This is a genomic window from Streptomyces sp. IBSBF 3136 (assembly GCF_036815105.1).
Classification (GTDB): Bacteria; Actinomycetota; Actinomycetes; order Streptomycetales; family Streptomycetaceae; genus Streptomyces.
Genome location: NZ_JAJSZC010000151.1, coordinates 1 through 19106 on the forward strand (window position 1 = coordinate 1; position 19106 = coordinate 19106).

Genomic DNA, 19106 nt, shown 5'->3' on the forward strand with positions numbered 1-19106 from the left:
ACCTCCACCACCCCGAAATCGCCATGAACGAACACGAAGCCCACCTCCCCACCAGCGCCCAGAACCCCGGACCCGGGCCTCGATGAACGCCCGGAATCCGTCTCCCGGCCACCACCCGTCGGAACCCGGACCGCAAAAGGCCCGGCTGCCCCATCCGAGTGCCGGGAAGGAATTCAGCAACCAGGTCGAGGGATATCTCCTCTGGCAAGCACGCGTCACCGAATCCGAGCAGCGAGCGCGCGAGTTCACAGCGCCACTGGACTGGCTGACCACGTCACAACGGGTCGCCATCGAGCAGGCATACACCGCCGACAGCCTGCGACGCGCCCGCGCCGATCTCGAACACATCGCCGCCCGCTGCGCCTCACTGCGCGCTGAATACGAACACCGCTACCGGCAACTACGACGCCACTGCCTCGCCTGGACCCTCACCGTCGGCACCGCCCTCACGGCCGTCACCACCGCCCTCGCCTTCCTGCGCACCCACTGAGGCAAGCCCGCCGGGCTCGGCGGGCGAGCCAGTCAGCGCGTGACGCGGTACCGGAGGTAGACGACTCTTGAGCTGAAGGTGCGGGTTTCGAGAAGTTCGAGGTCCACCCGGCGCTCGTGCCGGGGAAAGAACGGAATGCCACCGCCGACGAGCACCGGGTGGACCCTGGCCCGGTACTCGTCGATCAGACCGAGCGCGGCCGCCTCGGCGGCGAGAGTCGCGCCGCCGATCGCGATGTCACCCTCTCCCGGCTCGGCCCGCAACCGCTCGATCTCCTCCGCCAGGCCGCCGGAGGCCAGGCGGGCGTTGCCCTGGACCGCCGACAACGTGGTGGAGAACACCACCTTGGGGAGCGACTTCCAGATCGTGGCGAACTCGAGCGTGGAGAAGCCGAGCGATGGATCCTCGTCGGCGGTCTCCCAGTACAGCATCGTCTCGTACAGCCGTCGGCCCAACAGGTGGACGCCGGCCCCGCGCACCTCGTCCGTGGCGAGGCGAAAGACCTCCTCGTCGGGCACCGTCCAGTCGAAACCGCCGTCCGGTCCGACGATGTAGCCGTCGAGTGAGACGCTCATCGAACAGGTCACGCTGCGCATCTAAAGCCCCCTTGGCGACGGGTTTTGACAGTACGACGGCCGGACGCCCCAGGACTCATCGCGACTCGCGGGATTTCCCGGGGAGAGGCTCCTCACCCTTCGGGCCGGGAAGGTGGATGCGGTGATTTCGTCTGTGCGCCGCTCGGGTGAACTGCGCAAGCGCCGCGAACCCGTTGGACACCGCCGAGCGTCGTGACGTGCATGGAAGTGATCAACGAGGTTCACGTGTCGGAGCCGGGTCTGATCATCGTCGACATCACGGCCGCCGACGACCAGACCGCATTCGCCTTCCACGCCGCTCTCGCCGCGATGTGGGCGACGACCGCCGTGGAACGCACCAACCGCGCTCCCGGACAGTTCGGGGTCCGGCTGCGCTGCAGCCTGGACATGCGCCAGCGCCCCTAGCTCCGGCCGGCTCGTGCCACATCGTCCGGCGGCCGGCCCTCACGGCACGTCGACACCCGTGCCCACGAGCCCTGTCCCTGTGCGGCCAGGTGCTGACCGCAGCAGGGACAGGGCTCACCCGGTTCGAGGGACGGCGCTGTCGGCCCGGGCCCGTGCCCTCGTTACGCCAGGGTGCCCAGGGGGATGTCGACGTAGGACTCGGTGCCTTGCGGTGAGGAGATCTCGATGCTGGAGGGCGTGGTGTTGGCGTCGGCGAAGAAGCGGTCGTGCGAGCCGATGATCAGCTGGAGTTGGCGGCCCTGGCGCAGCACGTAGTGGGCGGGCTGCAGTGGGAAGGTCACCGTGGTGGCCTTGCCGGCCTGCTGGTCGGTGAGGGTGCAGGGGGCGTGGGTGATGATGGCGGCGTTGCCGGTCGCCGGGTCGCAGTCCATCAGGTAGGCCACGATGGTGGCGTTCTTCGCCTCGGGCTTGACGGTCACCCGAAGCTCCAGTTCGCCCTGTACGCGCATCGGTTGGTCCAGAGGCGTCGAGGTCCAGATCAGGACCTGGTCGCGGTCGATGCCGGCGGTCCTGTAGAGGTGGGGCATGCCCGCACGCTCGGCCAGGCCCGTCTTGACCAGCTGCGGGGCGACGACGGCTTCGGTGTCCTGGCCGGTGGCCTGGAGCGAGCGGGTCCAGCCGGGCTGCGGTTGCCCCTCGGACATGGGCGCGTCGGGCCGGCCCGAGGGCGCGGCGCCGAGGTGGAACCTCTTGCGGGGCAGCAGGTACGACTCCCACTTGGGGTGGGACACGTCGGACAGGAGGTTGTGCATGTACTCCGAGCGCACTCCGAACTGTGGCTTGACTCCGTCGCCGGCGGTGCCGCCGAGGTAGTGGTCCATCCAGCGGTAGGCCATCTCGGTCGGCTTGGAGATCAGGCCCAGCAGGCCGCCCAGTTCGCCGTTTCCGTGGTCTCCGATCTGGACGAGCAGCGACTTCGGGCCCTGCAGTTCGTTGAAGAAGTCCACGACGGCGGGCACCGAGAAGATCGTCTCGTGCCAGTAGGTCGTCATCAGGATCGGCAGGTCGGCGCCGTACTCCTTCAGGTGGTGCCTCGGTGAGCGGACCCGGGCGAACTCCTTGACCTCGTCGTCGATGACGTTGCTGCGGATCTTGTCGATGATCTTGCGGAACTCCTTCGAGCACCGCTCCTCGTTGAAGAGTTTCACCAGCGACTCGAAGGCCCGGATGTGTCGGGTGTCGTTCTCGAACAGCGAGGCCAGCAGGTCTCCCCAGGCGCTGGCGCCGGCCACGGCCTTGACCCGCTGGTCCTCGGCGGCCAGCAGCAGACTGGTTCCGGCGCCGTAGGAGGCGCCGAAGCAGCCGATCCGGTCGGCGTCGACGCCTTCCGTCCCGGCCAGCCAGTCGAGGATCTCGACGGCGTCGGCGACGTCCCGGGGGCCGGCGACCTGGATGTCGCCGCTCGACTCGGCCAGACCGCGCTGGCTGTAGGCCAGGACGGCGTAGCCGCCCAGTGCCCAGCGCGGGAACATCCCGAGATAGGCTCTGCGGCCGATGTCGATCAGCGGAGCGGGCATGACGATCGTGGGACAGCTCTGCCCGGGGGCGAGGTGACGGGGGACGCTCAGCGCCGCGTCGATCTGCGTCCCGTCCGCCATGCCGATCGGGAACTCGCGGTACTCGGCGATCTCCGCGTACACCTCGTAGGTGTCGGCCAGTCCCCACTGGTCGAGCCTTCCGATGCGTCGTGGCGACGGGTCCAGCATCGCCTCGCGCATCGCGTCCAGCTTGGCGAGGCTTTCCGTGTCGAGCGTGAACGGGGCGGCCGAGTAGTCGTCAACAGGCATGGGGAACCTGCCTTCCTGTGTGGGGGGTGCGCGCATGGACACGCGTACGCATGCGCGAGGGAGAGCACGCCCCGCTTCCAGCGGGACGGGCGGAAGACGGCGGTCTTCGTTCCAGACACACCGAATACAATGCGTAGCTTAGCAAGTACGCACAGTGATGCCACCTGGAACGGCCCTTGGCATATGCGAAGCGTCCCGGCGCGCAGCTCGACTCCAGGAACACCTGGTGGCCCGGGACATGACCGAGGCGCCCGCGCGTACTCCCCCGTGGCGGGCGTCCGGTCCCGGGTGCAGAGATCAAGTCCGGCCGGAGCGGCCGGGCAGGAGGGTGCACAGAGCGGTGAGCACGTCCGTGTCGGGGGAAGCGGCGTCGCGCTTGGCGAGGCGGAGCAGTTCGAGGCCGGCGCGGTGTTGCCGGAGCAGGGCGAGTCCGTCCGGTGAGGTCGCCGGTGGCGGTGTATTCGAGGACCCCTTTGACGGCCGTCCTCAGCGGCGAGCCTGTCGTCCGGGCGTCGGCGTATCCGCGGCGCCTTCGTCGAGCAGCAGTGCCGCGACCGCCTCCGGCGCCTCGTGCATCGCGTCGTGGCCGGTGGGAAGGTCGTGGACCTGCCATGCGGGATCGGCTCGGAGCCGGGTGCGGAGTTCGGCGAACGGGGTCCGGTCCTCCCATCCGGAGCAGTGGACGAACTCACGTCGGGGTACCTGGTCGAGCGTGCCTGTGAGGCGGATCTTCTGGAGGAACGAGGCGAGGGGGTGGGGACGGCGGCGGGGATCGCCGCCGTCCGGCGGCCGGACGGCGTAGCCGGTGGTCGCGGCCCCGGCGACGAAGGCCTCCCGGTAGCGCTCGGTCGTCGACGACCAGCACGACTCGCCGTCGCGCGGTACGTAGGCGTCGAGGTGCACCAGTCGGGAGACCCGGCCGCCGGCGCGATCCGCGGCGGCGGCGATCACCATCCCGCCGTAGCTGTGACCGACCAGCGTCGCGCTGGTGGTACGGGTGCGGTCGAGCAGCCGCAACACGTCGTCGGCGTGCGTGTCGAGGTTGGCGGTGGCGACCGTCGCGTCGTCGTCCTCCGGCCGCAGACCGGTGAGGGTCAGGGCGTGCACGGCGTGACCGGCACGCTCCAGCAGCGGCACCACCGCCTCGAACGACCAGGAGCCGTGCCAGCCGCCGGGCACCAGGACGAACGTCGCCATGCGCTTCTCCTTCGCGAGTCCCAAGACCATTGCGTACGAGGGAAGTTTCGCCAGATCGACGTGTGGCTCGCCAACGATACGATGCCAACTGATGCCCGTTCGCCGCCAACCTTCCCCGATCGCCGGTGCGACGTCCCATGTGTGGCCGTCCGGCGGGCGCCACCTCTGGCCGTCCGGCGGGACGAGCACGGAGCAGTCGCACCCACGGGGGCACCTGGTGTACGCGGCCGGCGGGGTCCTGAGCGTTCACACCGAGCACGGTACGTCGATCGTTCCCGCCAACCGGGCCGCCTGGACCCCCGCCGGGTTCACACACCGTCACCGCGCGCACGGGGACACCGACATGCGGATCGTCTTCCTCACGCCGTCCCTCGCCCGCCTCGTGCCGGACCGGCCCGCCGTGTTCCTGGCTTCGCCCCTCGCCCGCGAGGTCCTGCTCGCCCTCACCAGCCCTCGCGGCCGTGACGACGCCACGCCCGGCTACGACCGCTCCGCGCGCTCGCGCCTCCTTCGCGTGCTCGTCGATGAGCTCCGTGAAGCACCCGAACAGCCGCTGCACCTGCCCGAGCCGCAGGACGACCGACTGCAAGCCATTGCCCGGACGCTGTACGAGTCGCCGGCCGACAACACCACGCTGGCCGAACTCGGGAAGAGGATCGGGGCCGGCACCCGCACGCTCAGCCGGCTGTTCCGCAGCGAGCTCGGCATGACCTTCTACGAGTGGCGTACGCAGCTACGTGTCTTCCACGCGCTCGTGCTCCTCGCCGAGGGCCACGACACCACGCACACCGCGTACGCCTGTGGATGGGCCAACCCCAGCGGCTTCATCTCGGCGTTCACCAGCATCGTCGGAACGACCCCCGGCCGTTACCGCACCAGCCGCCGGACCACACCCCACGCGTCTCGACTGCCGACGGTGGTCGAGCCCTCGGGGTGATGCGTGCGTGGCCCCGGCCGTCTCGCGCCTGAACCCCTACTCCCCCGGCTCGGCGCCTCAGTGGTGCGGGGACCCGAAGCAGAGGTGCCCTGCCGGTTGCCGACGCAGGGCGGCGCCGTTCCTGCGGCCGTAGGTGTTCCACCAGATGCGCAGCCGGTCTCGAATCATCGTCCGTCTCCTTCGCCTCACAGGCATTCGGGGGAGGTGCCTTGGTGTCTTCCAGACTGTGAAAGGCACCTCCCCTCCCGCATCGCCCGATCGGACCACGGGCCGGGGGACGTCGGCGGTCGGCTGCCTGCGTCGGGGATTCGGGGTTCCCACGCGTGTGTCATCCCGAAAACGCCTCGGTACGCTCCGCTATTTTTGAGACCATGGGAAAGTCCGACCGTCCATGCTCCGGCCGCCTCTTTTCCCATGGGATCCCTGGAATCCGTAAAGGCGGGTGGGGGAACCGGGTGCGCCGTCGGCTGGTCACCCTTTTGCTGTGCACCTTCGCGCTGACGGCCCTCTCGGGGCTCTCGGTGGCCCCGGCCGCTGCCGCACCCACCTGCCGCGTCGGCGCGTATGTCACCGATCTGTACGGCCTGGAGGTCTCCCCGCGGACCATCAACGCCGACTTCTGGCTGTGGAGTGTGTGTCCGAGCGCCACGCTGGACGCCACCCGCCGTCTGGAATTCGTCAACGCCACCTCGGTGACCCAGAGCGACAGGTCCGTGGAGAAAGTCGGCAACGAGTACTGGTCCCAGGTGAAAGTCTCCGGCACCTTCCGCCAGCAGTTCGACCTCAGCGAATACCCGTTCGACCGCCAGGACGTTCGGATCCAGGTAGAGGACTCGGAATTCAATTCCTCCCAGTTCGCCTACATCGCCGACACCGCCGACTCAGGCTATGACCACGCCATCAACCTCGAAGGATTCAAGATCCGGGGCTTCGGGGTCAGGGTGGTCACCCACACTTACCGGACCTCTTTCGGCGACCCCCATATCACGCGCGGCAAGAACAGCGAGTACAGCCAGTTCGTGATCGCCCTCAAGCTCGAACGCGACGACCTGGCCGGCTTCATCCGGCAGGCCTGGCCCGCCTACGTCGGCTTTCTCATCTCCTTCATCTCCTACTGGATCTGGGCCCCCGAATTCCTCACGGTCCTCGGCGCACGTTTCGGCATTCTCGGCGCCTCCCTCTTCAGCGTCGTCGTCAGCATGCGGGCCGCCGGCCTCACCGGCACCTCTTTCGGCGTCACCCTCGTGGACCAGATCCACCTGGCGACCCTCCTCTACACACTGGTCGGCGTCGGCTGCACGACGTACATCCTCTGGAGCTGGTCCAGAACCGAGAGGAGAGCCTTGGTACGGCGCACCAACACGGTCGTGGCCGTCACCACCACCGCGATCTACCTCATCGCCAACGCGGTCAGCATCGGCTTCGCCGTCACCTGAGCCCGCCTGAAGGCCTGATCGCCTGATCGCTGAACGCGTACGCGGCCGGACAGGCGCCTGGGCGGCTGCCGCGTCAGGCGTCCGCCGAGGCGGCCACCCTGACCGTGTCCAGCTCCGGGTCGGTGGCGTCGGGCAGGTTCATGCCCGCTTCGCTGCCGGTGGTCAGGTAGCGCAGTACCGGTTCGGTGAGCCGCTCGCCGGGCAGGACGGCGGGGATGCCGGGAGGGTAGGGGGTGATCATTTCTGCCGCGACACGGCCCACCGCCTCGTCGACCGGTACGTGTTCCGCCGGCCCGAAGAAGGCGTCCCGGGGCAGCAGAACCTGCTCCATCCGCAGGTCGGCCGGTGCGGGCACGTCCACCCGCGGGCCGGGAGCCATGCCAGCCGCGGCCTGCGCCAGGGACTTCATGGCGCTCACCAATTCCGCGGTCGTGCCGGGGTCGTCCCCGTGGGTGATCTGGGCGCTGACACGACGGTGATCCACCAGGTGCGCGTCGAGTCCACGGTGGGCACGCAGCCAGTCGGCGGCCTGGTACCCGGTGATGTCCAGAGCCGAGACGTCCATGATCACCGGCAGCGGGTCGAAGTCGTCCGCGCGCCCCGGTCCGCAGAAGTCGTCGCGGTCGTTGACGTGCAGGCCGTCGATCTCCTCCACGGCCGACCGGGCCTCGGCCGCGAGGTCGAACGCGGTGGCCATGAGCTCCGGGCCGTGCAGTGCCATCTGACGGCGCCAGCCGTCCAGTCCCGCGTAGATCAGGACGGAGGGGCTGGTGGTGCTCAGCAGATCGGACCGCGTCTTCAGCAGCTCCGGCGGGACGAGATCGCCCTGGAGGTGGAAGACGGAGCCCTGCTCCAGGCCGCTGCCCATCTTGTGGATGCTGGTGACGCAGATGTCGGCGCCCGCGTCCATCGCCCACGACGGCAGGGCCGGGTGGAAGGGCAGATGGGCGCCCCATGCCTCGTCGACGATCAGCGGCAGTCCCCGCCGGTGGCAGACGTCGGCGATCGACCGCAGGTCGGCGCAGGCGCCGTACGGGGTCGGGCTGGTGACCAGCGCTCCCTTGGCCCCCGGGTGGGCATGGAAGGCCGCCTCGAAGTCGGCGGCCGCGGGCGGATGGGCGATCGCCCGCTCCGCGTCCCAGCGAGGCTCGACCCAGACTGGTTCGATCCCGGCCAACACCAGCCCGGAGACGACGGACTAACCGCTCGGCCCGCTCCAGCACGCGCCCGCGGGTGAGCCGGTCGTCCAGGCCGCCCGAGGCCAGTACGTCGCCGAGGAACACGGCGTCGCCCAGCACCTCGCGCACCGCCGGATCGGCACCGCGGGCCTGTTTGTGCCCGGGCGGGGTGAACGACAGCTGTCCGCTGCGGCGGTACTCGACGAGTGCTTCCAGAACAGGTGCTCGGGTGTGGTCGACAGCCATGGCGGCACTGGTTCCCGCCTGCGGTGTCTTCAAGCAGCGACCCGACGAGGCCCCTCGCCGGCGCCCAACCTGAGCCCTTCCCCGCGCCACGCCGTCTGCTGAGGCGGACAGGCCGCGGCGGCTCGGGTAGAACGATGTCGGCTCCTGCTGCAAAGGGAGCCGGAGCGGGCCCGAGGCAAGGGTCGCTCCCGGCATGAACGAAGGATCTATCGATGGCCAGCGGCACCGTGAAGTGGTTCAACTCCGAGAAGGGATACGGCTTCATCGCCCAGGACGGAGGTGGCCCCGACGTCTTCGCGCACTACTCCGAGATCCAGGGCAACGGATACCGGGAGCTCACCGAGGGCGAGCACGTCACCTTCGAGATCGGGCAGGGGCAGAGGGGACCGCAGGCTCAGAACATCGTGCGCGGCTGAGCGTCTGTGAACATCCCCGCGGGGGCGGCCGCCGAGCAGCCGCCCCCGCGGTCTGCGTCGGGATACGCGGCCCGGCGCTCTGTACGGGTGACACCGTCCGTGTCGCTGTGGTTTTCGAGTGCGATGTTGCGACATTTTGGAACGACAGGAATTCGTATCTCCTATCAACCGCACGAAAGGACTGCCCGTGAAACGAGCCGGCATCTGCACCATTCTGTCTTTCGCCGCCGCCATGACGCTGACCGGCACCGCAGCAGGTCAGGCGTCCGCGCATTCCCCCCGTGATGCCGCGTTCCCCACCGCGGGCACCGTTATTATTAATAACGGTTTTTACGGGAATATCACCAACGAGGGGAAGGGCGACACCAACAATATTCATATCGGGAACGGCCCGGGCGGAACGCAGGGCGGGGCCGGGATCACCCAGGGCGGCACCGGCAACGTGAACAGCGCCATGCTGGGCGGCACCAAGAACACCCAGGGCGGCGCACAGGGCGGAACCGGCAACGTCCAGGGCGGAACCCAGGGCGGCGCCCACAACACCGACACCCAGGGCGGGACCCAGGGCGGCACCAACAACACGCAGGGCGGCACGCAGAGCGGGACCCGCAACACGCAGGGCGGTACCCAGAGCGGCACGGGCAACACGCAGGGCGCCGTCACCGGCGCGACGCAGACCGGCGCCAAGGACACCGCGGAGGACATCGCCTACACGGCGGACCGGATCATCGCCGACACGTTCAAGACGGTCAACGAGCAGATGATGACGCCGCTGCCGTAACTCGCGCACACCCTTCGGGGGTCGCCGGAGCTCGAGCCTCCGGCGACCCCCGTCGTGTTGCCCGGGCGTCGAGCGGCGGGCCACCCCCGGTGGAGGACCGGTGGAGGTGCGGGTCAGCCGGTGGGTGGGCCGGTCGGGGGACGTGCGGGGGCGGCCCGGCGGGCTGAAATGAATACACGAAAGGCCGACCGGCCCCAGTCCCCCCGAACAGCTTCCTAAGGATTTCTCATGCTGAACGCCCGACGTCACATGGCCGCCCGTATCGCCGGTATCTCCTGCATCGCCGCTCTCGCCGCCGGAACCCTCGGTGTCGCCAGCGCGGAGGCCGCGCCCATGATGAAGCACCACAGCGCCTCCCACGCCAGCAGCCACCACCAGCAGCACCACGGCAGTCACAGCAACAGCAACAGCAGCAAGAACAGCGACAACAAGAACAGCTCGTCGAAGAACGCTGCCATGCCCAAGGGCGGCAACACGCAGGGCGGAACCCAGGGTGCCGGTAACGGCAACACCCAGGGCGGTACGCAGGGTGCGGGCAATGGCAACACTCAGGGCGGGACCCAGGGCGCCGGCAATGGCAACACTCAGGGCGGAACCCAGGGCGCCGGCAATGGCAACACTCAGGGCGGTACCCAGGGCGCCGGTAACGGCAACACTCAGGGCGGGACCCAGGGCGCCGGTAACGGCAACACCCAGGGCGGGACCCAGGGCGGCGGCTCCGGCAACACCCAGGGCGGTACGCAGGGCTGATCACCGACGACTCGGTGCCCCGCGGAGACACTCTCCGCGGGGCACCGACCTGCCTGCGGCTAACGGGTGCGTCGGACGGCGACGATGTTGTCGGTGACGGTCGTGGTCTGCCCTCCGGGACCTGTGGCCGTGCGCTGGGGTGCATGGTCGCGTTCGACGTGCCACTCGCTGTTGCGTGCTGTACCGAAACCGGCCAGGGCCACGCACTGGGCCAGGCCTGCACAAATCGCCCCCTTCAGCCGCCCGGCGGTCAGGATCGGGCGAGTTGTTCCAGGCGCTGGTGCAGGTGGTCCACGTAGGTCTCTGATTCCGGCTTCATCAGGACGCTGCGCAGGATGCGTGCTCCGTCGGCGTCGGTCGTGATCTTGGGGTGCAGGGCGGCGAAGCGGTCGGCGTCGACTCGGAGGGTGCTGAGGAAGACCGGGTCCTGGGTGTCGTTCATGCCCTCTCGCAGGATGCGGCCGCTGGCGGCGTCGATCTCCGAGAGAGCCGTCCGAGCGGTCTTCGGGAAGTAGCTGACGATGTCGAGCTGCGGGGCCTGGTAGAGCTCAAGGTGTTCCGACTCGTCGATCAGCTCGGCCCAGTGCAGCGCGGCACGTCGGCCGGCCGCCAGCACCTTTCCCAGTCCGTCGCGGGTGGGCGGCAGCAGTTGGAAGGTGAGCCACAGTGCGGCGGCCGCCGCGCCGGCGCGGGAGCACTCCAGGCTGATCTCGCCCAGGTGCAGTTCGTCGGAGGTGAAGTACGTGTACGGCGAGTCGTGGAGGTAGAACCGGCCGACGGCGGGGTCGCGGAAGAGGACGGCGCCACAGCCGTAGGGCTGAAGGCCGTGCTTGTGCGGGTCCACCACGATGGAGTCGGCCCGGGCGACGGCCCGCCAGGGTTCGGCCGGCAGCCCCTCGGGGCCCTCCGCCCCGGCGAGCAGGGTGAAGAATCCGCCGTAGGCGGCGTCGACGTGGATCCGGACGCCGTGGGTTCGCGCAGGGTGAGGGCTTCGTGGACCGGTTCGACGGCGCCGAGGCCGGTGGTTCCGGCCGTGAGCACGACGGTGCCGACCCGGCCGCCGCGCAGCAGTTCCTCCAATGCGTCGAGGTCCATGCGCCCGAGGTCGTCGGTGGGAACGGGGTAACCCTCCATGCCCAGAACGCCGCACATCCTGCCGTGGGTGTAGTGGGCCTCGGTGCTGTAGGCGATGCCTTTGCCGGGGTGCGACTCGCGGGCTACGAACAGGGCTTCCAGGTTGGCGATGGTGCCGCTGGTGGTGAGGTGGCCGAGGTGGGTGTCGTAGCCGAACATCGTGGCCAGTTGCCGGACCGCCTCGCGTTCCATGGCGGCGGTGGCGGGGCCGCCGTCCAGAGCGTGGTTGTTGGGGTTGATCAGCATCGCGGTGAGGTAGCCCACGACGGCCGCGGGGTGGGGCGGCTTGAGCATCTGGCCCGCGTAGCGGGGGTGGAAGAAGGGGTAGTTGTCCTTCAGCCGCTCGGTGAACTCCCCGAAGACCGACGCGAAGCGGTCCTCGTCCACCCGTAGTGCCGGGTGAGGCTGGTAGGGGCCGAAGGCTTCGGCCCAGTCCTGTATCGCGTGCGTGGCCCGGCCCAGCCAGTGCTGCAGCTCCACGGCTTGCTCCTCGCCCTCTGCCTGTGTGAGTCCACCCTAGAGTTTCGTTGACTAGTCAGCAATTGACTGGTCAGAGACTGAGACGGCAGTAGATGAGGTGGCAGTAAACTCACCGGCGATGAACGCCACACCTCAGCACGACGCCGACCTCGCGGCCCGCGCCGCCAACAGCCGGCTCGTCCAGGACTTCGGCCTGCTGATCAGATCCGCCACCCGGCTGGAACAGCGGATCGACAGCGCACTGCGACAGGAGTGCGGGATCAGCCACACCATGCTGGAGGTCCTCATCCGGCTCTGCCGTCGTCCCGCCGAGGAGGTCTCCCAGCGGCAGTTGGCCGACGACCTCACGCTCACGAGCAGCGGCACCACCCGCTTGATCGACCGCATGGAGGACGCCGGTCTGGTGCGGCGCCTCGCCTCTCCCGGAGACCGGAGGGTCGCGCTCGTCCAGCCGACCGCCGAGGGCCGTACGGCTTTCCTGCGCGCCGCCGCCGTCCACAGTCGCGTGGTGGAGGAGTACTTCGTCAAGCCGCTGGCAGCCGAGGACTACGCTCACCTGACCAGCGCCTTGGGGCAGATCGACAACGCACTGCGTGACGGTGGCCGGTAGGGGCCGCTGAGAGCCTCTGAGTGACGCACCGACCCGGGCCCCCGTCAGCGGTCGATCGCGGGCAGGTGGGCTAGACCGGTGTCGAGCATGATGCGGTCGACCGTCTCGTGCAGGGCGCTGTCGGTGCCGATGACGGTCTCCACGCCGTAGGACAGCAGGTCCCGTGGGCGGTACCAGTCGTGTAGTTGTGTCTCGTCGACGTCATCGGCGATGGGTTTGGTGGCGTGCCGTGCGACGGTTTCGGCGAACGGGACGTCGAGGTAGTAGAAGTGGGTCCGGCCGCGGTGGTCGGCGCGCAACCCGGCGAGCATGTCGCCGTAACGGTCGGCGTAGAGGATCCCTTCGACCACGACGTGGTAACCGGCGTCCAGGGCGTAGCGGGCCGTCAGGTCGATCAGGCCGATGTTCGCGGCGCCGGGCCGGTCGCGTTCGCGAAGCACGACGCGGCGGAGGTTGTCCTGGCCGATCAGGGCCAGGCCGCGGCCGAACCTCTCGCGCAGGCCGGCCGCCACGGACGACTTTCCCGAGGCGCTGTTGCCGCGCAGCACGACCAGACGGGTCTGTTCGCTTCCCACCATCACGGCAGTCACGTTATCGGCGGCCGATGATGCCGCCCGGGCGTTGTGAACGTGAGCGGTGACCTCGCTCGACGGCTGACCTGCGGGGGCTTGGCGGTCCTGGGTCACTCTCACGGGTGTGCGCTACGTTGCCTGGCATGACCGGACTCGGACGCGTCACTTGGCCGCCTGCCCCGATACGAACCGAGCGGCTCGTGCTCCGCGAGTCCGAGGCCCGGGACCGTACGGCGTTCATCGAGCTGTTCGCGTCACCGGAGGTGGGAACCTACACAGGCGGCTCTCGACCGCGTGATGAGCTCGAACGCATGGTGCCTGAGGTACCCGGGCGGCGTCCCGGCCTCTTCGTGATCGAGCACGACGGAACGATGATCGGCATGATCGAGCTCAACCGACGCGACGCGGAACGTCGGAGTCGAGTCCGTCCGGACAACGGGGAGGCCGAGCTCGGCTACCTGCTCCTGCCGGCGGCATGGGGGCACGGATACGCAGAGGAGGCGTGTTCGGCGGCGCTCGGCTGGTTCGCCGACGCGCTTCCCGGTGAGCCGGTGGTCCTCTCCATCCACACCGCCAACGAACGCTCGATGCGCCTCGCGTCGAAGCTGGGGTTCACCGAGCGGCAGCGGTACGTGGAGTACGGCGCCGAGCAGTGGTTCGGCGTGTGGTCGTCGGTCACCGCGTCCGGCTGAGGCAGGTCGGCCGTCCAGATGCGCGAGAGCGAGCTCCGGCGTCTTCGGACCGGCCTCGGAGCTCATGACGGCCGGCACCAACTGCTGCACGTCCGGGTCCGGTTCACCGCGGGCGAGCCCGCGCAGGTGGTTGCCGACGCACGGGCCACGGGCGGGCTGACGCGCGTGGTCGAACGGGTGGGCGCCCGGCCCGCGTTCGAGCGGTGGCCGCGACTGCCGCCGTCGTGGTTCGCCGAGCGGCGCGCACCCGAGCCCGTGGAGCCGGAGTCCCTCGGGTGGCCGTAAGGACGGCCAGGCCGAGGGCGAATCCGTAACAGGCCACGGGGCCGCGGCCGTTGTCCCGGGCGAGCCGCATGGCGAGGCCGGCCGCGGGGACGCGCGCGGCGAGCAGACGGCCTCGGTGGCGGTGCTGGTCAGGATGACGCCTGCCGCGAGGGTGGCGGCGAGGAAGTAGGTCGCGGGGAGCTGCCGGCGAAGTCGCGCGGGTCGGTGCTGGGGGCGGTCTCGCCGAAGAGGCCGTCGACGTGCTGGGGCAGCAGGGTGCCGGCGGCCCTCGGTCGGACGAGTCGGCAGGTCAGCCCGCGTGCCGAGCGGCCCGCTCCGGACCGGTGACGTCCTTGCGTGTCACGGCCAGGTAGACCACGGGGGCGAGGATGACGGTCAGGAACAGGGCACTGGTGACCACGGCGCCCAGGCCGACGCCGCCGTCGCCCGTCCGCTGGGAGAGGTAGTCGCCGATGGACGCGCCGAGGGGGCGGGTGAGGATGTAGGCGATCCAGAAACTCCACACCGCGTTCAGGCCGAGGGCGAAGTGTGCGACGGCCACGGCTGCGATGACCGCCGCGAACAGGACGGCGGACAGCCAGTACCCGAGGTCCATGCGGGGACGCGCCGCACGCGCCGCCGCTCAGGACGGGATCTGGAGGGCGAGCAGGGCGACGTCGTCGTGGCCGGGTGGGTGGACGCGTTCCAGGAGCTGGTCGGTGAAGGACGGCAACGGGCGGTGGGCCAGGGCGGCGGCGTGCTGGCGCAGGCGGCTCAGGCCGTCGTCGAGCGTGCGGCCAGGGGTTTCCACGAGGCCGTCGGTGTACAGCACGACGGTGCTGCCCGGTGGCAGCGGCACCGTGGCGTCGCGGCGGGTGGTGCGACTCCGGTGCCCAGCAGCAGGCCGTGGCCCTGGGTGAGGTAGTCGGCCAGGCCGTCGCGGGTGACGAGCAGGGGCGGGGGGTGGCCCGCGTTGGTCCAGGTCAGACGCCATTGCCCATCGTCGCGGTTGATGCGGGCAAGGATGAGCGTGGCCATGGAGACGTCGGTGATGGGCATGATCGCCTCGTCGAGGCGTTCGACGATCCGGCTGGGGGGCTCGTGGTGGCCCCAGGCGTAGGCGCGCAGCATGTTCCGCAGCTGGGCCATGCCGGCGGCGGCCTCCAGATCGTGGCCGACGACGTCGCCGACGGCCAGGGCGGTGCCGCCGTCGGACAGGGTGAAGGCGTCGTACCAGTCACCGCCGACCTGTGAGGCGTCGGGGGCGGGCAGGTACCGGACGGTCATGTGCAGTCCGGGTACCCGCGGCATCTGCGGCAGCAGGTGGTTCTGCATCGTCTCGGCGACCTTGCGCTGGCGCTCGTAGAGGCGGGCGTTGTCCAGGGCGAGGCCGGCACGGCGCGCGATGTCCTCGAGCAGCGGCAGGTCGGCGACGGTGAAGTTGCCCGGCTTCCTGGTACGGCCCAGGGTCATCGCCCCCAGCACCTCCCGGGTGCCCCGGATGGGCGCGATGGCGGCGGAACGGATACCGGACGCGTCGAAGAGGTGGCGCTGTTCGACGGCGATGCCGGAATCCGGGGCGGCCTGGTAGGTCTCGGGTCCCGCCAGGGTGGAGGCGACGCCGCGCAACGCCCGCGACAGGGGCCGCGGAGACGTCTCGGGAATCGGGGGCATCGGCCCCTCGAGCTCCTCGTGGTGCACGAAGCGGTCGCCGTCGGCCTCGACCACGGCGGTACGCCACACCTCGTCGCGTTCGGTGATCAGGTCGATGACGACCCAGTCCGCCAGCCTGGGCAGGACGAGGGCGACGAGCCGGCGCAGCGCCTCGTCGACGTCCAGCGTCGAGGTCAGCTGCGTCGTGGTCTCCGCCAGCAGCGCCAGCCGCTCGAGCTCACTCAGCTCGGCCGCCCCGCCATGTCCCGTTACGGCGGCCGTGCGCTCCACGGGGTGGAACACGACGAGCGTCTGGGACGGGCGGTCGTCGAGGCCGTAGGGAGTGACGAGCCACGAGACGGGCAGCAGCGAGCCGTCGGCACGGGCGAAGTACTCCTCGCTGCCCTGTGCCGGTCGTCCGGCGTGGAAGGCCTGCCGCATGTTGCACCGTGTCGCAGGAAGGGACTGGCCCAGCGGCCCCCGGTGAAGCAGGTCATGAGCGTCCCCGCCGACGAGTTCGTCGGCCGTGTGGCCCAGCAGGTGCTCGGCCCGTGCGTTGACCACGACGATGCGCCCTTGCTCGTCCACGACGTACGCACCGGCGCCAATGGCCTCCAGTGCCGTCTCCGGCCCCGTCATGCCTCGCCTCCTGTGGTCGACTGCTATGGCTCTGTCCGCCGCTTCGCTGTACCCCCGTACGGCGACGTCACCGGCATATGTCCTCCCCTATGTCCCGTCGAGCCCGATGATCTCGCACCATTGTCGGCTCTACACATCTACAGACTCTGGCACGGGAAGCGCCGGGCAAGTGTTCCAGTCGGCCTTCCTAGGGGGAGGGGGCGGGAGCCTGTGCGGCACGATGTCAGGAGTCGTGCCGCACAGGGGTTCCGGCGCCGCCCCGCGCGACCTCGTGTGTGCCGGCGGCCCCGGTGCGCAGGACACCCGCGGCACCGGCGGCCACCGCGCAGAACAGAGTGAGCAGCAGGAAGGCGTGGTTCAGCGCCACGACATGGGTCATCCAGCCGATGACGGCGGGCCCCGAGAGCATGCCGAGGTAGCCGATGCCGGCGACGCGGGAGACGTTGGCACCAGCGGCGGTGGAGTCGGCGCGCCCGGCCGCGCTGAACAGCTGGGGGACGCAGCCGGACAGCCCGAGGCCGAACAGGGCCCAGCCGGCGATGGCGGCGCCGATCCAGGGCGAGAGGGCCGCGAGCGTGATGCCGACGGCGGCGGTGACGGCGCCGTGGCGCAGCACGGCCATCGGCCCGAACCGGGCGGAGACGCGGTCGGCGAGCAGCCGGCCGATGGTCATCGCCGCCGCGTACGTGCCGTAGCCGAAGGCGGCGGTGCTCGCGGGCGCGCCAAGGACGTTCTTCAGGTGCAGGGCGCTCCAGTCGTTCGCGGCTCCCTCGGCCAGCATGACCATCGCGGCCAGGGCGGCGAGAATCCAGATGCGCACGGGTGCCCGGCGCCGCTTCGCCGCCGGTGTCGCGTCGTCTTGCGAGGCGGTGGGCTCCGGGGCGGACTCGGGGCCGGTCTCAAGGGCGGCCGGCAGCAGACCGCGTACCGTCACCAGGGCGATCACGACGCCCGCCGCGCCCGAGACGCCGAGCGTGACGGCGGGGCTCAGGTCGGCGCCCGCGGCGCCCGCGGCGCCCGCGGCGATGAGCGCGGCGATGACGCCGCCGACGGAGAAGGTGGCGTGGAAGGCCGACATGACGGGCCGGTCGTACGCCTTCTCCACGTGGACGGCGTGGGCGTTCATGCTCACGTCGAGGCAGCCGTTGCAGAAGCCGAACACGAGCAGGGCACCGGCCAGGGTCCACGGGTCCCGGGGCAGGCCGGGCAGCACGAGGGCCGCGCTGCACAGCACCCCGGAGATGGGCACCACGACGCGCGTCCCGAGTCGGTCCGAGAGCCGGCCGGCCACCTGCATACCGGCGAAGGCCCCGAGACCGAGCAGCACCAGCAGGCCACCGAGCGTCGCGTGGCTGATGCCCACGCGCTGCTCGATGGCGGGGATGTGCACCACCCAGGTGCCCATCAGGGTGCCGCACAGAACGAAGTAGACGAAGGTCGCCACACGGGCGGCGCGAAGCGTGCGTTCCATGCCCCACACCGTAACGAACAAATTTGTTGTTTGAAAAGCGCGTTCAAGAACAGATTGCTTGTTCGTTCAAGGGTGGTGTTCAATCGCGGTATGAGCAACGCAGACCGCCACGGGCTGATCGCGCAGGCCGTCACGGAGTCGGGCAGTGTCACGGTCCAGGAACTCGCCGAGCTGACCGGCGCCTCCGAGATGACCATCCGGCGCGACCTCGACGCGCTGGCCGCGCAAGGTGTCCTGGAACGGGTCCGCGGCGGGGCCCGCACGCTGCTGCTCAGGGGCGAGGAGCCGCCCTTCGCCTTCCGCTCCCGCGAGGCCGTCGACGCCAAGCGCCGGATCGCGGCCGAGGTGGCCTCGCTCGTCGCCGACGGCGAGACGGTGGTCCTGGACAGCGGTACCACCTGCGTGGAGGTCGCCCGGCTGCTGCGGCAACGGCCCGTCACCGTGATGCCCCTGTCCCTGCAGGCCATCCATGTGCTCAGCGACCCCCCGGGCGCGGCCGCGCTGACGGTGCCCGGTGGCCGGCCACGCGCGGCCGAGGGGGCCCTGACCGGCCCCCTCACCCTCGCCTCCCTGGCCGCGCTGCGCTTCGACACAGCGATCGTCGGCTGCTGCGGGCTGAGCGCAGCCGAGGGGCTGACCGCGTACGACCTCGACGACGCGGCGGTGAAGAAGGCGATCATCGCCTCCGCCCGCCGCATCGTCGTCGCCACGGACGGCAGCAAGCTCGGCCGCACCGCGCATGCCTACGTCGGCCCGTCCGCGCTCCTGCACACCCTCGTCACCGACACCGCTGCACCCGCCGACGAAGTGGCCGCACTCGAAGCCGCCGGTACGGTCGTCAAGAGCGTCTGACGTCTGCGCATGGGTCTGTGCCCCGCGGAGAAGTGTCTCCGCGGGGCACCGAGTCGTCAGTGATCAGCCCTGCGTACCGCCCTGGGTGTTACCGGAGCCACCGCCCTGGGTCCCACCCTGGGTGTTGCCGGAGCCACCGCCCTGCGTGCCACCCTGGGTGTTCCCGTTACCTCCACCCTGGGTCCCGCCCTGCGTGTTCCCGGAGCCACCGCCCTGGGTCCCACCCTGGGTGTTGCCGTTGCCACCGCCCTGCGTACCGCCCTGGGTGTTGCCGTTACCGGCGCCCTGCGTACCACCCTGGGTGTTGCCGTTACCGGCGCCCTGCGTACCACCCTGGGTGTTGCCATTGCCCGCACCCTGCGTACCGCCCTGGGTATTCCCGTTACCGGCGCCCTGGGTGCCGCCCTGGGTGTTGCCGCCCTTGGGCATGGCAGCGTTCTTCGACGAGCTGTTCTTGTTG

Annotated in this window: 17 protein-coding genes and 4 pseudogenes; 11 read left to right on the forward strand and 10 right to left on the reverse strand. The window is 70.1% G+C overall.

The features are described 5' to 3' along the window. The first annotated feature begins 82 nt into the window (after positions 1 to 82). Positions 83 to 490 carry a cytochrome C oxidase subunit I gene (locus V7E45_RS27240; protein ID WP_333776852.1) on the forward strand — a complete coding sequence of 136 codons (408 nt, stop codon included), beginning with the start codon at positions 83 to 85 and terminating at the stop codon, positions 488 to 490. A gap of 32 nt (positions 491 to 522) precedes the next feature. Here the strand turns inward: V7E45_RS27240 and V7E45_RS27245 are convergent, their stop codons facing one another. Further along, positions 523 to 1086, reverse strand: coding sequence for a dihydrofolate reductase family protein (locus tag V7E45_RS27245; protein WP_333776853.1), 564 nt, complete (start codon positions 1084 to 1086; stop codon positions 523 to 525). A 201-nt stretch (positions 1087 to 1287) separates the two neighbouring features. Between V7E45_RS27245 and V7E45_RS27250 the strand changes: the two genes are divergently transcribed. Next, entirely contained in the window at positions 1288 to 1491 is a 204-nt protein-coding gene (locus V7E45_RS27250; protein ID WP_333776854.1) for a DUF6207 family protein, read from the forward strand. Positions 1492 to 1652: 161 nt separating this feature from the next. Here V7E45_RS27250 and V7E45_RS27255 read toward each other — a convergent pair whose 3' ends face one another. Together V7E45_RS27255 and V7E45_RS27260 are read right to left on the reverse strand one after the other, a co-directional pair. After that, positions 1653 to 3338: an alpha/beta fold hydrolase gene (locus tag V7E45_RS27255; RefSeq protein WP_333776855.1), complete on the reverse strand. Its 1686-nt coding sequence runs from the start codon at positions 3336 to 3338 to the stop codon at positions 1653 to 1655. A gap of 486 nt (positions 3339 to 3824) precedes the next feature. After that, complete coding sequence (locus V7E45_RS27260) at positions 3825 to 4535, reverse strand: alpha/beta fold hydrolase (protein ID WP_333776856.1); 711 nt, start codon at positions 4533 to 4535, stop codon at positions 3825 to 3827. Between the two features lie 91 nt (positions 4536 to 4626). Between V7E45_RS27260 and V7E45_RS27265 the strand changes: the two genes are divergently transcribed. Continuing rightward, positions 4627 to 5472, forward strand: a complete 846-nt coding sequence (locus V7E45_RS27265) for an AraC family transcriptional regulator (protein ID WP_333776857.1) — start codon at positions 4627 to 4629, stop codon at positions 5470 to 5472. Between the two features lie 371 nt (positions 5473 to 5843). Next, entirely contained in the window at positions 5844 to 6908 is a 1065-nt protein-coding gene (locus tag V7E45_RS27270) for a hypothetical protein (protein WP_333776858.1), read from the forward strand. A 73-nt stretch (positions 6909 to 6981) separates the two neighbouring features. Here V7E45_RS27270 and V7E45_RS27275 read toward each other — a convergent pair. Continuing rightward, positions 6982 to 8332, reverse strand: a pseudogene (locus V7E45_RS27275) (aminotransferase class I/II-fold pyridoxal phosphate-dependent enzyme). A 212-nt stretch (positions 8333 to 8544) separates the two neighbouring features. Here V7E45_RS27275 and V7E45_RS27280 point away from each other — a divergent pair. The 3 genes from V7E45_RS27280 to V7E45_RS27290 all read left to right on the forward strand — a co-directional run bounded on the left by V7E45_RS27280 (position 8545) and on the right by V7E45_RS27290 (position 10279). Continuing rightward, positions 8545 to 8748: a cold-shock protein gene (locus tag V7E45_RS27280; protein ID WP_317441232.1), complete on the forward strand. Its 204-nt coding sequence runs from the start codon at positions 8545 to 8547 to the stop codon at positions 8746 to 8748. A gap of 187 nt (positions 8749 to 8935) precedes the next feature. Continuing rightward, positions 8936 to 9529 (forward strand): hypothetical protein, encoded by a 594-nt coding sequence (locus tag V7E45_RS27285; protein ID WP_333776859.1) that lies wholly within the window; start codon positions 8936 to 8938, stop codon positions 9527 to 9529. 228 nt (positions 9530 to 9757) lie between these two features. Then, complete coding sequence (locus V7E45_RS27290) at positions 9758 to 10279, forward strand: hypothetical protein (protein WP_333776860.1); 522 nt, start codon at positions 9758 to 9760, stop codon at positions 10277 to 10279. A 250-nt stretch (positions 10280 to 10529) separates the two neighbouring features. Here V7E45_RS27290 and V7E45_RS27300 read toward each other — a convergent pair. Beyond that, positions 10530 to 11893: pseudogene (locus tag V7E45_RS27300) on the reverse strand (pyridoxal phosphate-dependent decarboxylase family protein). Positions 11894 to 12011: 118 nt separating this feature from the next. Here V7E45_RS27300 and V7E45_RS27305 point away from each other — a divergent pair. Beyond that, positions 12012 to 12503 carry a MarR family winged helix-turn-helix transcriptional regulator gene (locus V7E45_RS27305; RefSeq protein ID WP_333776861.1) on the forward strand — a complete coding sequence of 164 codons (492 nt, stop codon included), beginning with the start codon at positions 12012 to 12014 and terminating at the stop codon, positions 12501 to 12503. A 44-nt stretch (positions 12504 to 12547) separates the two neighbouring features. On the opposite strand, the gene V7E45_RS27310 is transcribed toward V7E45_RS27305, so the two are convergent. Beyond that, positions 12548 to 13081 carry an AAA family ATPase gene (locus tag V7E45_RS27310; RefSeq protein ID WP_333776868.1) on the reverse strand — a complete coding sequence of 178 codons (534 nt, stop codon included), beginning with the start codon at positions 13079 to 13081 and terminating at the stop codon, positions 12548 to 12550. A 137-nt stretch (positions 13082 to 13218) separates the two neighbouring features. Here V7E45_RS27310 and V7E45_RS27315 point away from each other — a divergent pair, with 137 nt between their 5' ends. Continuing rightward, positions 13219 to 13767 (forward strand): GNAT family N-acetyltransferase, encoded by a 549-nt coding sequence (locus V7E45_RS27315; protein ID WP_333776862.1) that lies wholly within the window; start codon positions 13219 to 13221, stop codon positions 13765 to 13767. Positions 13768 to 13785: 18 nt separating this feature from the next. Continuing rightward, entirely contained in the window at positions 13786 to 14052 is a 267-nt protein-coding gene (locus tag V7E45_RS27320; protein WP_333776863.1) for a hypothetical protein, read from the forward strand. Between the two features lie 289 nt (positions 14053 to 14341). Here the strand turns inward: V7E45_RS27320 and V7E45_RS27325 are convergent. The 3 genes and pseudogenes from V7E45_RS27325 to V7E45_RS27340 all read right to left on the reverse strand — a co-directional run. Further along, positions 14342 to 14650 (reverse strand): annotated as a pseudogene (locus V7E45_RS27325) (hypothetical protein); the annotation flags it as partial. Positions 14651 to 14674: 24 nt separating this feature from the next. Then, positions 14675 to 16323: pseudogene (locus tag V7E45_RS27335) on the reverse strand (SpoIIE family protein phosphatase). Between the two features lie 223 nt (positions 16324 to 16546). Further along, a complete protein-coding gene (locus V7E45_RS27340; RefSeq protein WP_333776865.1) occupies positions 16547 to 17794 on the reverse strand; it encodes an MFS transporter in 1248 nt (415 codons plus the stop codon). Positions 17795 to 17884: 90 nt separating this feature from the next. Between V7E45_RS27340 and V7E45_RS27345 the strand changes: the two genes are divergently transcribed. Then, positions 17885 to 18646, forward strand: a complete 762-nt coding sequence (locus tag V7E45_RS27345; protein ID WP_333776866.1) for a DeoR/GlpR family DNA-binding transcription regulator — start codon at positions 17885 to 17887, stop codon at positions 18644 to 18646. 63 nt (positions 18647 to 18709) lie between these two features. Here V7E45_RS27345 and V7E45_RS27350 read toward each other — a convergent pair. Next, a partial coding sequence (locus V7E45_RS27350) for a hypothetical protein (protein ID WP_333776867.1) occupies positions 18710 to 19106 on the reverse strand: 397 nt, incomplete at its 5' end.

Excerpts from the sequence above, each read along its gene's own strand:
- V7E45_RS27240 (WP_333776852.1), top strand. The coding sequence starts at position 83 with ATGAACGCCCGGAATCCGTCTCCCGGCCACCACCCGTCGGAACCCGGA.
- V7E45_RS27245 (WP_333776853.1), bottom strand. The coding sequence starts at position 1,086 with ATGCGCAGCGTGACCTGTTCGATGAGCGTCTCACTCGACGGCTACATC.
- V7E45_RS27250 (WP_333776854.1), top strand. The coding sequence starts at position 1,288 with ATGGAAGTGATCAACGAGGTTCACGTGTCGGAGCCGGGTCTGATCATC.
- V7E45_RS27255 (WP_333776855.1), bottom strand. The coding sequence starts at position 3,338 with ATGCCTGTTGACGACTACTCGGCCGCCCCGTTCACGCTCGACACGGAA.
- V7E45_RS27260 (WP_333776856.1), bottom strand. The coding sequence starts at position 4,535 with ATGGCGACGTTCGTCCTGGTGCCCGGCGGCTGGCACGGCTCCTGGTCG.
- V7E45_RS27265 (WP_333776857.1), top strand. The coding sequence starts at position 4,627 with ATGCCCGTTCGCCGCCAACCTTCCCCGATCGCCGGTGCGACGTCCCAT.
- V7E45_RS27270 (WP_333776858.1), top strand. The coding sequence starts at position 5,844 with ATGGGAAAGTCCGACCGTCCATGCTCCGGCCGCCTCTTTTCCCATGGG.
- V7E45_RS27280 (WP_317441232.1), top strand. The coding sequence starts at position 8,545 with ATGGCCAGCGGCACCGTGAAGTGGTTCAACTCCGAGAAGGGATACGGC.
- V7E45_RS27290 (WP_333776860.1), top strand. The coding sequence starts at position 9,758 with ATGCTGAACGCCCGACGTCACATGGCCGCCCGTATCGCCGGTATCTCC.
- V7E45_RS27305 (WP_333776861.1), top strand. The coding sequence starts at position 12,012 with ATGAACGCCACACCTCAGCACGACGCCGACCTCGCGGCCCGCGCCGCC.
- V7E45_RS27310 (WP_333776868.1), bottom strand. The coding sequence starts at position 13,081 with ATGGTGGGAAGCGAACAGACCCGTCTGGTCGTGCTGCGCGGCAACAGC.
- V7E45_RS27315 (WP_333776862.1), top strand. The coding sequence starts at position 13,219 with ATGACCGGACTCGGACGCGTCACTTGGCCGCCTGCCCCGATACGAACC.
- V7E45_RS27320 (WP_333776863.1), top strand. The coding sequence starts at position 13,786 with ATGCGCGAGAGCGAGCTCCGGCGTCTTCGGACCGGCCTCGGAGCTCAT.
- V7E45_RS27340 (WP_333776865.1), bottom strand. The coding sequence starts at position 17,794 with ATGGAACGCACGCTTCGCGCCGCCCGTGTGGCGACCTTCGTCTACTTC.
- V7E45_RS27345 (WP_333776866.1), top strand. The coding sequence starts at position 17,885 with ATGAGCAACGCAGACCGCCACGGGCTGATCGCGCAGGCCGTCACGGAG.